This window comes from Rhodanobacter sp. C06 (genome assembly GCF_002001105.1).
In the GTDB taxonomy this organism is placed as follows: Bacteria; Pseudomonadota; Gammaproteobacteria; order Xanthomonadales; family Rhodanobacteraceae; genus Rhodanobacter_A.
This window is the reverse complement of record NZ_MUNP01000077.1, coordinates 167,805-182,054: the sequence shown is the minus strand read 5'-3', so window position 1 is coordinate 182,054 and position 14,250 is coordinate 167,805. Positions and strand designations below refer to the sequence as shown.

Below are 14,250 nucleotides of genomic sequence, written 5' to 3'. Positions count from 1 at the left end.
GCGCGACGTGTTCGCAGGGGGAGCGGGTGGATTCAGCGGACTGATGCCTTGTCTCCCTCCCCTGCTTGCAGGGGAGGGCCGGGGTGGGGTCGCTCTGCACCCTCAACCTGACTCCAGGTTCCGTAGCACTTCCTCCAGCACCGCATCGGTACGCAGCAACACATCGTCGTTCCAGAAGCGCAGCACTCGATAGCCAAGCGCCTCGATAGCACGCGTGCGTGCCGCGTCGTAACTCACCGCCTCCTGGTGCTGACCGCCATCGAGTTCAAGTACGAGCCTCGCAGGAATGCAGACGAAATCAACGATGTAACCTGCCAGCGGATATTGACGGCGAAACTTGAATCCGCCGAGTTGCTCGCCACGCAGATGGCGCCACAGGTGTCGTTCGGCGTCGGTGGCTGCATTGCGCAGCTGACGGGCGCGTTCCCATTTCCGTTGCATGGCCAGTCCTTGCCATTGGCGAGCGGGAAGCTTTACCCCCTCCCGACCTCCCCCTGCAAGCAGGGGGAGGAGAATGATGTGCGGCTCTCCCTCCCATACAAGCGCTAGGGAGCGATGTGCTGCCCATGCAAGCAAAGGGGAGTGATGTGCCGCCCCATGCAAGCATTGGCAATGTGATGTATTGGGCCCCCGGTAAGCAGGAGGAGAAAACCAACATATCGTGCCGCGTGAACTCCCTCCCCTGCTTGCAGGGGAGGGTTGGGGTGGGGTGCTTCGGCTACTGCTTCGCCGCAGCCTCCGGTGCCGTCCACTGCTTCAGCCACGCGTTCACCGTGTCGTGCCACAGCACGCTGTTGTGCGGCTTCAACACGAAGTGGCTTTCATCCGGAAAGGTGAGGAACTCGCTGGGGATGCCGCGCCGCTGCAGCGCGGTGAACGCGCCCAGGCCCTGGCTGAGCGGGATGCGGAAGTCGTGGCCGGAGTGCACCACCAGCATCGGCACGCGCCAGTCCTTGACGTGGGCTAGCGGGTTGAACTTCTCGTAGTTCGCGGGGACCTCGAACTGCGGGCCGCCGTTCTCGTGCTCCTCGAACCACAGCTCGTCGGTGGCGTAATACATCATGCGCATGTCGAACACGCCGTCGTGGTCGACGAAGCACTTCCACGGCTGGCTCCACACGCCGGCGATCCAGTAAGTCATGTAGCCGCCGTAGCTCGCGCCCAGCGCGCAGGCGCGGTTGCCGTCGAGGAAGGAGTACTTGGCCAGCGCGGCCTGCCAGCCGAGCTTCAGATCCTGCAGCGGCTTGCCGCCCCAGTCGCCCGAGATCGAGTCGGTGAACGCCTGGCCGTAACCGGTGGAGCCGTGGAAGTTGATCGTGACCACGGCGAAGCCCTGCCCCGCATAGGTCTGCGGATTCCAGCGGTAGCTCCAGCTGTTGGTCATGGCGCCCTGCGGACCGCCGTGGATGATGAAGGCCACCGGGTACTTCTTGCCGGGTTCATAGCCCGCCGGCTTCATCACGTAGCCCTGCACCGGCTCGTTGTTCCAGCCCTTGAACGTGAAGAACTCGAAATCGCCCTCGTGCGCGTTCCTGAGCAGGTCGGCGTTGTAGTGCGTGACCTGCCTGAGATCCTTGCCGTCGGCATCCACGGTGTACAGATCGGTGGGACGCTTGAGGTCGTTGCGGGCCAGCAGCAGGCGCGAACCGGCCAGCGAATAGCCGTCCACCTCGCCATCGCCCACCAGCTGGCGCACCTTGCCGCTGGCCGTGTCCACCGCGAACAGCGGGTGCCGGCCCTCGTCGTCGGCAGTCACGTAGAGCGTCTTGCCGTCGGCGGAAATGCCCATGCCGCCCGGCGAGCGATCCCAGTGCGGATCGATCTCGCGCTTCGCACCGGTCGCCAGGTCCAGCGCCATGATGGCGAAGCGGTCGGATTCGAACGCCGGTGTCTTCTGCGCGAGGTAGTAGAGCGTCCTGCCGTCCGGCGAGGGCACGGGCCAGCCATCCCAGGCCTTGTTTTCAGCCGTGAGGTTCACCGGGGCGGACGAACCGTCGGCCGGCACCTTGTAGATGTCGAAGTTGGTGGACCACGGCTCGCTGTGGCCGGCGATGCGCACGTCGAAATACACCGTCCTGCCGTCGGGCGAATAGGCGAACTCGCTGTCGTCGCCGAATGGCTTGCTGGGCACGTCGCCGTCGATGCCGCGCGTGAGCAGCGTCGGCTCCGCCGGCAGCTGGCCGTGCGCATCGAAGCGGCCGAGGTAAAGCTGGTTGCGCGTGCCGTCGGACCAGGTATCCCAGTGCCGCACGAACAGCTTCTTGTACAGCGTGCCGGTGGCCTTGTCCGCCGCGCGCTGGTCCAGCTTCGCCTTGGTGCAGGCCAGCGGGCCTGCGCAGTCGGTGAACACCGCGTAGGAAAGCAACACGCTCTTGCCGTCCGGTGCCAGCTTGTAGTCCTGGATGTCCAGCGGACCGTGGCTCACCTGCACCGGCGCGATGCTCATCGGCGCATGGTGCGCCCCGCCCAGCAGGTCGCCCACGCCGCGCCGCCACAACTGGGTCACGCCCTGCACCGGCGCGAGGAAGTACAGGCTGCGCCCGTCCGGCGACCAGCGCGGCGAGGAAGCCACCATGTTCACCAGCTTCACCGGCTTCGCACCGTCCTGCGCCAGGTCCAGCACGTAGATCGCGTTGACGCCCTTGTTCGCCGCGTAGTCCGTGCTGCGCACACCGAACGCCGCGTAGCGCCCGTCCGCCGACAGCTGCGGATCGCTCACCCGCTGCATCATCACCAGGTCGCGCACGTTGAACGGGTGCGGCGCGTGGTCCACGGTGATCGTGGTATCGATCGGCGCCACCGTGTCGGTGTCCGCCGCCAGCGCGGGCGAGGCCACCAGTGCCAGCAGCAGCAGCGCCGTCAGGGCTTGCTTCATGGTCGTTCCCCTAGGTGATGTCAAAGAGGCAAGGTAAGCGGCAAGCCGGCACCACGCAAGCGACCCGGCTCGACACGCCGAAAACCCACTAGACTGGCGGCGCAGCGCCAATGGCGGATGGGTTTCTCATGTCCACACTCCAAGTACAGCGCGTACTTACGACGCACCCGGAGATCGGGCTGGCCTATGTGTTCGGCTCGGTCGCCCAAGAGCGCGCCCGCCCGGAGAGCGACGTGGATGTGGCTGTGCAGGCGGCCAAGCCGCTCGACACCGCTCTGCGCATGCAACTGATCGAGGAGCTTGCCCTCGCCACCGGCCGGCCGGTGGATTTGATCGACCTGCATGCGGTCGGCGAGCCCCTGTTGGGCCAGATCCTCAAGCACGGCAAACGCATCATCGGCAGTACCGCTGCACACGCGAACCTGATGTCCCGTCATGTCTATGCCATGGAAGACTTCGTGCCCTATGTGACGCGCATGCTGGAGGAACGGAGGCGCGCATGGACGCACTGATCGTCGGCCGCAAGCTCGACTCGCTGCAGCGCTTCCTCCTACGCGTCCGCGACAAATGCCCTGCCACCGCAGACGCACTTGCAGCCAGTCCCGATCTGCAGGACATCGTGGTACTCAACCTCAGTCGCGCCGTCCAACTCTGCGTCGACCTGGCCTTGCACGTATTGGCCGACTCGGGCCTGCCACCACCCGACACCATGGGCCAAGCATTCGAGCAACTGACCTCGACGCACAAGCTGGATGCCACGCTTGCATCGCAGTTGCGCAAGGCTGTCGGCTTCCGCAACCTCGCCGTACACAGTTACAGCGCCATCGACTGGGCCATCGTCCACGCTATCGCCACCCGCCACCTGGACGATTTCACCCGCTTCGCCGATTGAGTCAGGACGCAAAGCTGACGGGATTCGCCACCCGTGATGCCGCATGCCCCCGCCAGGCAAAAGTGACCATTGCGGATCAGCCATCCATTGCCTTGGCACCAAGCAGCACACGCTGGACGAATGCGGCGCAAGCAAGGGCTGCCGGACATCAATAGTGGCAACGTATTCCCGCTTGCGGGCACATCTGCCCAAGCTCTTGGCACTCCATGCCGGGCACCCCACGCCACCTCGATCGGCCGCAAGCTGACAAATTGCGTCACAAGCTGCCCAAAATGATCAGGCCTCACGAAGCAACCGAAGTGCCGGCAAGCGCACAAAACCAGGCGCCCCCACTACCGGTGGCACCCTTTCGTGATCGCATGCACAACACACAAGCGCCGCGACATGAGGCAATATGCCAGCGGTGGTCGTGGCATGTTAGATGCTTCGATACCGCCAGCTTCCTGGTCGTTCCTGACCAAGTCGTGTTGGGGTTCGATCCCGCCTAGGGGGTATCGGGGCCGGAACCCAGGGGGCACACCGCTAGCTAGCCAACAGAAGGAACCACCATGAAGACCATGCAGAAAGGCTTCACCCTGATCGAACTGATGATCGTGGTCGCGATCATCGCGATCCTCGCAGCCATCGCCGTGCCGGCCTACCAGAACTACATCATCCGCTCCAAGGTGACCGAGGCGCTTTCCGCCGTCGACATGGCACGCACCGCCGTGGCAGAAACGGTCCAGTCGACCGGTACGGTCCCCAGCAAAAACGCTTCGGCCGGCCTGCCGGCCACACAAGCGAGCGTCGCCTCGCAATATGTTTCCGATCTGGAAGTCGGTACGAACGGTGTCATCACCGCCACGGTCACCGGCACGAACAGCGACGCAGATACCAAGACCGTCGTCTTCACGCCGTATGCCAACGGCGCTGCCATTACCGCCACCACCCAGGTCACCGGTCCGATCACCTGGAAGTGCACTGGCACCGTGCCGACCAAGTACCTCCCGGCCAGCTGCCGCTGATCGTTGTTTCCCGTGTCACTCTCGAAGGGCCGCCTTGTGCGGCCCTTCTTTTGTGGGCCGCAGGGTCATCATGGTCGCTGATACCCGAACCACGGGTTGGTCGAACCCATGGTTTAGTTAACATGCCTCATCCCCTATTTTTGGATTGACCCATTGCACATGAATGAACGTGCCCGCCCATGGTTGCCTTGGCTGTTGCTGGCACTCGCTGCGGCGGCGACAGCCGCCGTGTACTGGCCGGGCATCGCCGGCGGCTGGGTGTTCGACGACTACCCGAACATCGTGGACAACGCGGCCATCCACATCTCGCAAGGGCACTCGACGCTGGCGGCCTGGGTAAACTCGGCGCTGTCGTCCCCGTCCAGCTTCCTGCGCCGGCCACTGGCCTCGCTCACGTTCTCGCTCAACTGGATGATGGGCAACGGCAGCCCCTGGCCGTTCAAGGTCACCAACGTCGTCATTCACCTGATCAACGGCGTGCTGCTGTTTTGCATGCTGCGGGCACTGCTGCAATTGGCAGGTTGGCGGCAAAGCCGGTTTTCGCAAGCCTCTCCCTCCCTGCCCGACGGAGAGCTGGGCCACACCGCTTTCGACCCTGCCGCCGCAACGCGCCTCGCGCTGATCGTGAGCACGGCGTGGATGGTTCTGCCGATCAACCTGATGGCCGTGCTGTACGTGGTGCAACGCATGGAAAGCCTGTGTCAGGTATTCGTGTTGGCCGGCTTGTGGGCTTACCTGCACGGACGTTGGATGATGCTGACGGCGCGCGACAAGCGCCGCGACCACCGTGGATTTGCGCTGGTCGTCGGCGGCATCGTGTTGGGCACGTCGCTGGGACTGATGTCGAAAGAAACCGCCGTCTTGCTACCGGTGCTCGCGTTCCTGGCCGAATGGGTCATATTGCGGTTTGCACGCGCCACCCCGGCGGGCCACCCATTGCCCGGAGCATCCGAAAAGCAGACGCGGGACGCACGCCTCTGGTGGACCTTCGTCGTCACCCTGTTCGTTCCGGCCGTGCTGGGTACGGCGTGGCTGCTGCGTGTCGCCTTGCACCCCGGCTCCTGGGTTGGCCGCGATTTCACGCTTGCACAGCGTCTTCTGACCGAAGCGCGCGTGCTGGTGGATTACCTGCACTGGACACTTCTGCCCAATCCGACGGTATTGAGCCTCTACCACGACGAGATCGTGATATCGACCGGGCTGCTGACGCCGTGGACCACCTTGGCTGCGATCGTCTCGTTGGCCGCGTTGGGCGTACTTGCGGTTTGGCTACGCAATCGCCAACCACTGATTTCACTCGGCATCGGCTGGTTTTTCGCCGCGCAGCTGCTGACCGCGACCATCGTCCCGCTGGAACTGGTCTACGAGCAGCGCATGTACTTCGCGTCGATCGGCGTGTTGCTGGCAGCCGGCACGTGGTTGCTTGGCCTGCGCTGGAGGATCGCATTGCCGATACTGCGCGGGTTTCTGGTCGCCATTGGGTTGCTTTGGTTCGCCTTGGTCACTCACCTGAGAGCGCAGGACTGGTCCAATCCGCTGCGCTTGGCCGTTGCAGAAGCCACCAACCACCCGGATTCGGAACGTGCGGTATACGAGGCCGGCCGCCAATTCCTGATCGCGTCGAACTATCAGCCCGGCAAGGCATTGGACGCGTCCTGGAAATACTTCCTGCAGGCAGCTGCGATTCCGGGGGCGTCCGTGTCGCCCGATCAGGCGCTGATCATGCTCGTCGATCACGGCCAGCAAGGCGACGATGGTGCTTTATGGGACTCGATGGCGCGCAAACTACTCAACCAGCCAACGGGACAGGGGGACATCAACGCGCTGGTTACGCTGACCGCCTGTTACGGCAAAGGCATCTGCAAATTCGATGCCGCGCAGTTGCAGCGCGCCTATCTGGCAGCGCTCTCTCGGCCACACCCCATCGCGCGGCTCAACGGCGCCTATGCGGACTTCCAACGCGACATCCTGCACGACGACATGCTGGCGGCAAAATACCTCAATCTGGCAGTCATCGGCGCACCGAGCGAACCCGCCTACCGCATCGATCTGGCAGCACTCTACGCGCGCGCCGGACAGGCAGCCAAAGCACAGGAACAGATCGACGCACTGAGGCACTTGAACTACGCAGGGCGCCTCGACAAGCAGATCTCGGAGCTTGAGCTGCTCGTCAGACGCAACATTTCCGCCACGACACTGCACCAGTGATTCGCCTCCCCTTGCAGAAACTTCTGACCGTCTGCAGAGCCGGTACTGACCAAGGGCCCCATACCCGGCTTCCCGACCCCACGCCGATACGACTGGTCATTGACCGCGGGAATCGGCAGAGCGCGCGGCCACACGCCAGGATGCCGGCCACCATGCTCCCGTTGTGACGACATGATCCATTCCCTGAAACCGCCTATCGTGCGCCGGTTGCTGTTGCTCGCCCTGCTCATTACTGCCGCCGTCTATTGGTCCGGCCTCTCCGGCAGCTGGCTGTTCGACGACTACCCCAACATCGTGGATAACCCCGGCGTGCAGCCGCATGCGGCCAGCGTGCCCGCACTGGTGCGCGCCGCGCTGTCCTCGCCGGCCAGCGAGTTCAAGCGGCCACTGGCTTCGCTGAGTTTCGCCGCGAACTACCTGGTGAGCGGCTTGAATCCCTGGAGCTGGAAGCTGTTCAACCTTGCAGTGCACCTGTTGAACGGCACGCTCGTGTTCTTGCTCGCAAGAATGTTGCTGCTGGCCGTACCCCACTCCAGCCCTCCCCTGCATACAGGGGAGGGGGATTGGCGACGCGCAGGCATCCTCGCGGCACTGATCGCGGCAGGCTGGATGCTGTTGCCGATCAACCTCACCGCCGTGCTGTATGTAGTGCAGCGCGAGGAAAGCATGGCGAACCTGTTCGTGCTGCTGGGGCTGATTGGGTATGTCGCCGGGCGTCAGCGCATGCTGTGGTGTAGGAGCGCACCCTGTGCGCGAATGCTTTTGGAAAGCGCGCCGCCTCAAGACAGCTCGCAACGCCAATTCGCGCACAGGGCGCGCTCCTACACAGAAGGCGTGTGGGGTGGCTTCTGGCTCTGCGCCGTCAGCCTCGTCATTTCCACCGTCATCGGCCTGCTGGCCAAGGAAACTGCGGCGATGCTGCCGCTGTATGCGTTCCTGGTCGAATGGATCCTGTTTCGCTTCAAGCGCGTATCGCTATCCGTAGGAGCGGGCCCTGGACGTGATAATGCTCCGGATGAGGCGGTGGTCGCGCACAGGGTGCGCTCCTACCGGGAATGGGACGGGCGGATCGCGGGCTTGTTCGTGGTGGTGTTGGCACTGCCGCTGCTGGCGGGATTGATCTGGCTGTTGCCCGGAGTGCTGAATACCGCCAATTGGGCCACGCGCGATTTCACTCTGGGCGAGCGCCTGCTTAGCGAAGCGCGCGTGGTCTGCGATTACATCGGGTGGACGCTGCTGCCCACGCCACAGGTACTGTCCTTCTATCACGACCAGTTCCGCATCTCGACTGGCTTGCTGTCGCCATGGACAACGCTGACCAGCCTGCTTGGAATCACCGCGCTGTTCGTTCTGGTGTTCCGGTTGCGTCGCCGCCAGCCGTTGGTGGCACTGGGGATCGCCTTGTACCTGGGCTGCCACGTGATGACCGGCACCATCATCCCGCTGGAACTGGTTTACGAGCACCGCAACTACTTCGCCAGCTTCGGCGTGCTGCTGGCCGTGGTGCCATGGCTGGCGGCCGTCTCGCCGGGTGCCGTGCAGCCCGCCGTGCACCGACATCGCTGGCGGCTACCCCGGCGCGTGCTGCTGGCCTGCCTGCTGCTGTGGTGGGCCGGATTGACCACGGCTACCGCCTACGCCTGGGGCGACCCGCTGCGGCTGGCTCAAGACTTGGCCGCGCGCGCACCCGACTCGCCCCGCGCCCAGTACGAACTGGGTCGCATCTACATCATCTACTCACACTACGATCCAGCTTCGCCGTATACGCGGCTGGCCTACGCACCACTGGAAAAAGCGGCGAGCTTCCCAGAGTCCTCGATCCTGCCGCAGCAGGCACTGATCTTCATGAACTCGCGTATGGGCCTACCGCTCAAGCCGCAGTGGTGGGACAGCATGATCGCCAAGCTGAAGGCGCGAAAGCCCGGCGTGCAGGACGAAAGCTCGCTCGCCGCGCTGGCGCAATGCGCCAGGGACCGCGCGTGCGCGCTGCCCACCGCACGCATGGTGCAGGCATTCGAGGCCGCGCTGGATCACCACACTCCCAGCGCACGGTTGCAGGCCACGTACGGCGACTATGCGTGGAACGTGCTGGACAACCACGCCTTGGGCCTGCGCATGATCGAGGGCGCCGTAAAAGACGCACCGAGCGAACCGGCCTACCGCATCACACTGGTCCGCATGCTGGCCGCCTTGGATCGCTACAATGAAGCACGCAAGGCCTTGCAACAACTTCGCCCGCTGAATATCGGTGGCCGATTGAACGGAAGCATCCGCGAGCTACACATACTTCTCAATGGCGATCTAAAGTTTGGGTCATAGCGATCTTAAAGAGCCCCTGCACATAGTTGCATGCCTACGGGTTAGGCCCATCTGCCCACCCCGTCATACCAAAGCCACTACCGACATCAGCCATGCCGATCAAGGTCATCCGCGACAAATTCGACCTCGCCATCAACGGCGCGCCACCCGCATTTGCCGAACCGTTGCATGTCGGCCGCCCCAACTTGGGCAACCACGAGGCATTTTTGCAGCGGGCCGCCCAAGTCCTGGATAGTAAGTGGCTGACCAACAACGGTCCAATTGTGCAGGAGCTCGAGCGACGCATCGCCGACCATCTGGGCGTCAAGCACTGCATTGCCATGTGCAACGGCACTGTTGCTCTGGAAATCGCCATTCGTGCCCTGGGACTAACGGGCGAAGTCATCGTCCCGTCGTGGACTTTTATTGCCACGGCCCATGCCTTGCACTGGCAGGGCATCACGCCAGTCTTCGCCGATATCGACCCTGCGACACACAATCTCGATCCTGACGCCGTGCGCCGCATGATCACCCCTCGCACTAGCGGCATCATCGGCGTACACCTGTGGGGACGGCCCGCGCCCATCGACGCACTGCAGGCCGTCGCAGACGAGCACGGCCTGAAGCTGATGTTCGATGCCGCGCATGCTTTCGGTTGCACATATCGAGGCCAGACCATCGGTCGCTTCGGCGCCTGCGAGGTGCTGAGCTTTCACGCGACCAAGGTGTTCAACACCTTCGAAGGTGGCGCCGCGGTCACCGACGACGACGATCTGGCCGAGACCATGCGTCTGATGCGTAACTTCGGCTTCGTCGGCTACGACAACGTGATCCACCCAGGCACCAACGGCAAGATGCCCGAGATCAACGCGGCGATGGGACTGGTCAACCTCGACGCCTTGCCCGGTTTCGTCGAAGCCAATCGCCACAATTACGAAACCTACGCCGCCGCCCTGGCCGGCATCGACGGCCTCCGGCTGCTCGACTATGACCCCGCCACCAACCCGAATTACCAGTACGTGGTCGTGGAAGTCGATTCGGGGCGCGACGGCAAGCGCCGCGACGATCTCGTCGCCGCATTGCATGCGGAAAACGTGCTTGTACGAAAATACTTCTGGCCGGGTTGCCACGGCATGCTGCCCTACCGGGAACTGTTTCCCCATGCAGGCCTGCTGCTCGAACACAGTGTGGCGATAGCCAATCGGGTCGCGATACTTCCGACCGGCGTGTCGCTGGGCACCGACGACATCGAGACCATTGCGGCGGTTTGCAGAGCCTGCATGAGCGACGGCGCATGATCGCGGCGGTGATGCAGCCGTACCCCCTACATCGGCTACTTTCAGCTTATGCAGGCCGTAGATACCTTCGTGTTCTTCGACTACGTGCAGTACATCAACCATGGCCGGGTCAATCGCAACCGTATCCGCCGAATACCAAAATACGCACCTGTCGTGGCTAAACTAGCTCGCCGTTGTGTTCGGCGGGCTGCTTCTGGTGCTAGCAGCTCTTTGGAGTTTCGTGCCACAGGTCACGGTGCCCAACTAGTCGGTTAACCGAGTGCTCACCCGCTACGTGGGCTCGCACCGGTTACCTCAAGCGTTTGGCCATCTATAGAGACTCGATTACATGAACAATCCTTTCGATCCTGGCTATTTCTCAGACGAACAGCTCGTCGACTTCGGGTTCAAGAAAGTCGGGAAAAATGTGCGAATTGCCAGGAGCTGCACAATCATTGGACTGAACAACATTGAGCTAGGAGATAACGTTCGTATTGACGGCTACTGCTCAATCATCGCCGCCGGCAACGGCTTCACAAAGATTGGATCGTTTGTCCACATTGCCGGCTATTGTGGACTCTATGCAGGCAGCGGCATTGTACTTGAAGACTTTTCTGGCCTGTCCGCTGGAGTGAGAATCTACACCGCCACAGACGACTACTCCGGACGAACCCTGACCAACCCCACAGTGCCGGAGAAATATCTGGGGGTAACTTCAGGTCCAGTTATACTTATGAAGCACGTGATTGTCGGTACCGGCAGCGTGATTCTTCCAGGCGTCACAGCAAATGAAGGAGTCTCTGTTGGGGCGCTATCGTTGATCACAAAAGACCTCGATGCATGGTCAATCTACGCTGGCATGCCAGCGCGGAGACTACGAGATCGCTCCAAGGACCTGCTTTCACTCGAAAAATCCCTGCTCGCAGAGTTGGACAGTGAATTGAACTCCGAGGTGCACGACGGTTGAAGGGTGCCTCGAAAACCTGTCTCGGTGTACGGAGTCCTAACCGCATTCTCGGACGCTCGTTGAGCTTGTCTTCGAAAGCCTGGAGATATTTGTCGGTGACGGCACTTGAAATCCTGAAGGTAAATTCATCTTGCGAACCAATCCCGATCCACGTAAGCCAGCGCGCCCTGCCGCAACGTGAGTGCATGCAATCAATAGCGGCCAAGGCCACTCACGCCACCATGTGGAGCGCGCTGGAAATCCTCGCGCGTTACGGTGTGCAGATCGCAGTCACGATCGTGCTCGCACGTTTGTTGACACCGACCGACTTCGGCCTGATCGCCATGCTGATCGTGTTCACCAGTGTCGGCGTGTTGCTGGTCGATTCCGGCTTCGGCACCGCACTGATCCAGCGGCAGGGCATCACAGCCGACGACGAGACCACTGTGTTCGCCTACAGCATGACGATCGGTGCTGCGGCGGGATTCGCGCTCTGGTTCGCTGCGCCACACATCGCCGCGTTCTACCACCAGCCGCAGCTGGTCCCTTTGACCCGACTCGTCGCCTGGGTGCTGCCGCTGGGTGCGCTGGCGGCTGTGCCCGATGCCCTGCTCACCAAGCGCCTAGACTTCGCTGCGCGTGCGCACGCCGAAATCGTCGCATCGGGCATTTCCGGCTTTGTCGCCGTTGCGTTGGCGCTGAATGGGTTCGGTGTCTGGAGCATCGCATGGCAGTCCGTCATCGCAATCGGCTTGCGGGCGACCCTACTGTGGCTGTACGCCCGCTGGAAACCCGTCGGGCGTGTCAATCACGCCTCGTTCCGTCGCCTGTTCGGATTTGGCGGCTTCATGCTACTGGCCCAGTTGCTCGACACGGTATACGTACGCGCACAAGCGCTACTGCTCGGCCGGCTATTCGACGCCGCGACACTTGGCTACTACACGCTGGCGCAGAACGCGCAGCAGGCGCCGGTCGGCTTCGTCGGAACGGTGCTCAGCCGCGTTGGCTTGCCGGTGTTCTCGGAGCTCTCGGGCGAGCCCGTGAGGCTTCGCCAGGCCCTGCGCCTGTCGTTGCGCGTCTCGCTGTTCCTGTTCCTGCCCTGCATGATCGGTCTGGCGCTGGCGGCAAAACCGCTGATTGCACTCGTCTACGGCGCACGTTGGCTTTCGGCGGCACCGGTGCTGACCCTCCTCGCACTGGCCGCGGCGCCATGGCCTTTGCACGTGTTGAACCTTGCCGCCCTCACCGCCTGCGGCAGATCCGACCTGTTGCTGCGACTCGAACTGTTCAAGAAGCCGGTGTCGATCGCGCTCGTACTGGTGGCCGCGCCGTTCGGTCCTATCGCCGTGGCGGCAGCCGTACTGCTGGGCAGCATGCTCAGCATCGCCGTCAATACGTACTACTCGCAGCGCATGCTCAGCTACGGTGTGCTGGAGCAGATCGTCGACCAGAAGCATACCTTGCTGCTGTGCCTCGCCAGCGCGGTGGCCGGATGGGGCATCCTGCATTGGAGCGCGCCTACCATCGTCGCGACGCTTACAAGCATACTGGCGGCAGCCGTGGTCTACCTTGGCGGCGCGGCCATATTCCGCAACCCTGCGGCTACGGAGCTCACGCACCTGTCTCGATCCGCGCTGGCGTCGCGCTTGCCTGGCAACAAAGACACGCAGCCATGACATCCGACGTACCCGCCCCCCCTGACCGACGCGAGACAGGCCGCAGCATGCCGCCCTCATCCGTATCCGTTTGCATCGCTACGTGCAACCAGCGCGCATACATCCGGCAGTGCTTGGACAGCGTCCTGCAACAACGGACCGACCGGCTGCTCGAAATCTTGGTCGGCGACGATTGCTCCGACGACGGCACCAGCGAAATCATTGCCGAATACGCCGCCGCAAATCCGCAGCGGGTGGTGCACTTGCGTCGGCCACAACGACTAGGCGCAAGCGCGAATATTCAAGACCTGCTGCGACGCGCAAGTGGATGCTATCTGGCACACCTCGACGGTGACGATTACTGGCTGCCTGGCAAGTTGGAGCACCAGATCGAGTTCTTGGACACCCACTCGGAATGCCCGGCAATTTACGCCAACGCCGTAGCCATCCGTGAAGACGGTGAGCGCATCGGCGTATTCAACGACGCGGGTGACGGCCACCACAGCTTGGCGTCCCTGTATCGCCGCGGCAATTTCCTCAACACAAGCTCCATGCTCTACCGGGCCATGTTCAAAGAAGAGTTGCTTTCGATCGACCGCCCCTTCATCGACTATCGCATGCACCTGTTGCTTGCCAGGCATGGCTCGCTGGCACATCTAGGGAGGCCACTTGTGGCCTACCGATTGAACTCGGTCGGATCCATGACGACAACCTCAAGCGATCTGGTACGCGAGTTGTACTGGGAAGCAATGAACAGCGTACCTGCCGGCATGCTTGGCGCCGCCGACCAGGCATCTGGCTTGGCAGATTTCCTTCGACGAGTATTCGGGACGGCACGTCGCCAAGGACGCTGGAATCTACTCCGTGTTTGGGCGCCACGGGTATTCACCGCATCACCCTATGGCCGCTTGCGTACCTGCCTGCTGGCAGTCGGATCGCTCCTCCGCATCATCTACGCCGAGGCGATTCACCGACTACGCATGATCTGGCGCGGTGACAAGGGCCGGGTGTTGTATCACCGCTGACAGTATGATTCAGACATGATCACGAAGTTGTTTCGATTTGCCCAAGGTATTGCACTCGCACTGTTGCCTG

The 14,250-nt window shown here is 62.6% G+C and carries 11 protein-coding genes; 9 read left to right on the top strand and 2 right to left on the bottom strand.

Features of this window, described 5'->3' with window-relative positions; translation table 11 throughout:
- Positions 1–102 precede the first annotated feature (102 nt).
- Positions 103–441: an endonuclease domain-containing protein gene (locus tag B0E52_RS17500; RefSeq protein ID WP_077485704.1), complete on the bottom strand. Its 339-nt coding sequence runs from the start codon at positions 439–441 to the stop codon at positions 103–105.
- Positions 442–718: 277 nt separating this feature from the next.
- The gene (locus B0E52_RS17495) at positions 719–2,875 is read right to left on the bottom strand and encodes a S9 family peptidase (RefSeq protein ID WP_077485706.1); all 2,157 of its coding nucleotides are present in this window, start codon (positions 2,873–2,875) and stop codon (positions 719–721) included.
- Between the two features lie 128 nt (positions 2,876–3,003).
- Between B0E52_RS17495 and B0E52_RS17490 the strand changes: the two genes are divergently transcribed.
- The 9 genes from B0E52_RS17490 to B0E52_RS17445 all read left to right on the top strand — a co-directional run bounded on the left by B0E52_RS17490 (position 3,004) and on the right by B0E52_RS17445 (position 14,180).
- Positions 3,004–3,387, top strand: coding sequence for a nucleotidyltransferase domain-containing protein (locus B0E52_RS17490; RefSeq protein WP_077485848.1), 384 nt, complete (start codon positions 3,004–3,006; stop codon positions 3,385–3,387).
- Positions 3,375–3,767: a DUF86 domain-containing protein gene (locus tag B0E52_RS17485; protein ID WP_077485708.1), complete on the top strand. Its 393-nt coding sequence runs from the start codon at positions 3,375–3,377 to the stop codon at positions 3,765–3,767. Before B0E52_RS17490 ends, B0E52_RS17485 begins: the two co-directional genes overlap by 13 nt.
- Before the next feature lie 548 nt (positions 3,768–4,315).
- Complete coding sequence (locus B0E52_RS17480; RefSeq protein WP_077485710.1) at positions 4,316–4,771, top strand: pilin; 456 nt, start codon at positions 4,316–4,318, stop codon at positions 4,769–4,771.
- Between the two features lie 159 nt (positions 4,772–4,930).
- A complete protein-coding gene (locus B0E52_RS17475) occupies positions 4,931–6,979 on the top strand; it encodes a hypothetical protein (protein ID WP_077485712.1) in 2,049 nt (682 codons plus the stop codon).
- A 171-nt stretch (positions 6,980–7,150) separates the two neighbouring features.
- Positions 7,151–9,298 (top strand): hypothetical protein, encoded by a 2,148-nt coding sequence (locus tag B0E52_RS17470; protein WP_077485714.1) that lies wholly within the window; start codon positions 7,151–7,153, stop codon positions 9,296–9,298.
- Between the two features lie 92 nt (positions 9,299–9,390).
- Positions 9,391–10,575: an aminotransferase class I/II-fold pyridoxal phosphate-dependent enzyme gene (locus B0E52_RS17465; protein ID WP_077485846.1), complete on the top strand. Its 1,185-nt coding sequence runs from the start codon at positions 9,391–9,393 to the stop codon at positions 10,573–10,575.
- A 328-nt stretch (positions 10,576–10,903) separates the two neighbouring features.
- On the top strand, positions 10,904–11,521 hold the full coding sequence (locus B0E52_RS17455; protein WP_077485718.1) for an acyltransferase: 618 nt from the start codon (positions 10,904–10,906) through the stop codon (positions 11,519–11,521).
- 95 nt (positions 11,522–11,616) lie between these two features.
- Positions 11,617–13,176 (top strand): lipopolysaccharide biosynthesis protein, encoded by a 1,560-nt coding sequence (locus tag B0E52_RS17450; RefSeq protein ID WP_139351736.1) that lies wholly within the window; start codon positions 11,617–11,619, stop codon positions 13,174–13,176.
- Positions 13,173–14,180, top strand: coding sequence for a glycosyltransferase (locus B0E52_RS17445; RefSeq protein WP_168174217.1), 1,008 nt, complete (start codon positions 13,173–13,175; stop codon positions 14,178–14,180). Before B0E52_RS17450 ends, B0E52_RS17445 begins: the two co-directional genes overlap by 4 nt.
- The last annotated feature ends 70 nt before the right edge of the window (positions 14,181–14,250 follow it).

What these genes read in the sequence shown, in the direction of transcription:
- B0E52_RS17455 (WP_077485718.1), top strand. Translation starts at nt 10,904, where the DNA reads ATGAACAATCCTTTCGATCCTGGCTATTTCTCAGACGAACAGCTCGTC.
- B0E52_RS17475 (WP_077485712.1), top strand. Translation starts at nt 4,931, where the DNA reads ATGAATGAACGTGCCCGCCCATGGTTGCCTTGGCTGTTGCTGGCACTC.
- B0E52_RS17465 (WP_077485846.1), top strand. Translation starts at nt 9,391, where the DNA reads ATGCCGATCAAGGTCATCCGCGACAAATTCGACCTCGCCATCAACGGC.
- B0E52_RS17490 (WP_077485848.1), top strand. Translation starts at nt 3,004, where the DNA reads ATGTCCACACTCCAAGTACAGCGCGTACTTACGACGCACCCGGAGATC.
- B0E52_RS17495 (WP_077485706.1), bottom strand. Translation starts at nt 2,875, where the DNA reads ATGAAGCAAGCCCTGACGGCGCTGCTGCTGCTGGCACTGGTGGCCTCG.
- B0E52_RS17480 (WP_077485710.1), top strand. Translation starts at nt 4,316, where the DNA reads ATGAAGACCATGCAGAAAGGCTTCACCCTGATCGAACTGATGATCGTG.
- B0E52_RS17500 (WP_077485704.1), bottom strand. Translation starts at nt 441, where the DNA reads ATGCAACGGAAATGGGAACGCGCCCGTCAGCTGCGCAATGCAGCCACC.
- B0E52_RS17445 (WP_168174217.1), top strand. Translation starts at nt 13,173, where the DNA reads ATGACATCCGACGTACCCGCCCCCCCTGACCGACGCGAGACAGGCCGC.
- B0E52_RS17470 (WP_077485714.1), top strand. Translation starts at nt 7,151, where the DNA reads ATGATCCATTCCCTGAAACCGCCTATCGTGCGCCGGTTGCTGTTGCTC.
- B0E52_RS17485 (WP_077485708.1), top strand. Translation starts at nt 3,375, where the DNA reads ATGGACGCACTGATCGTCGGCCGCAAGCTCGACTCGCTGCAGCGCTTC.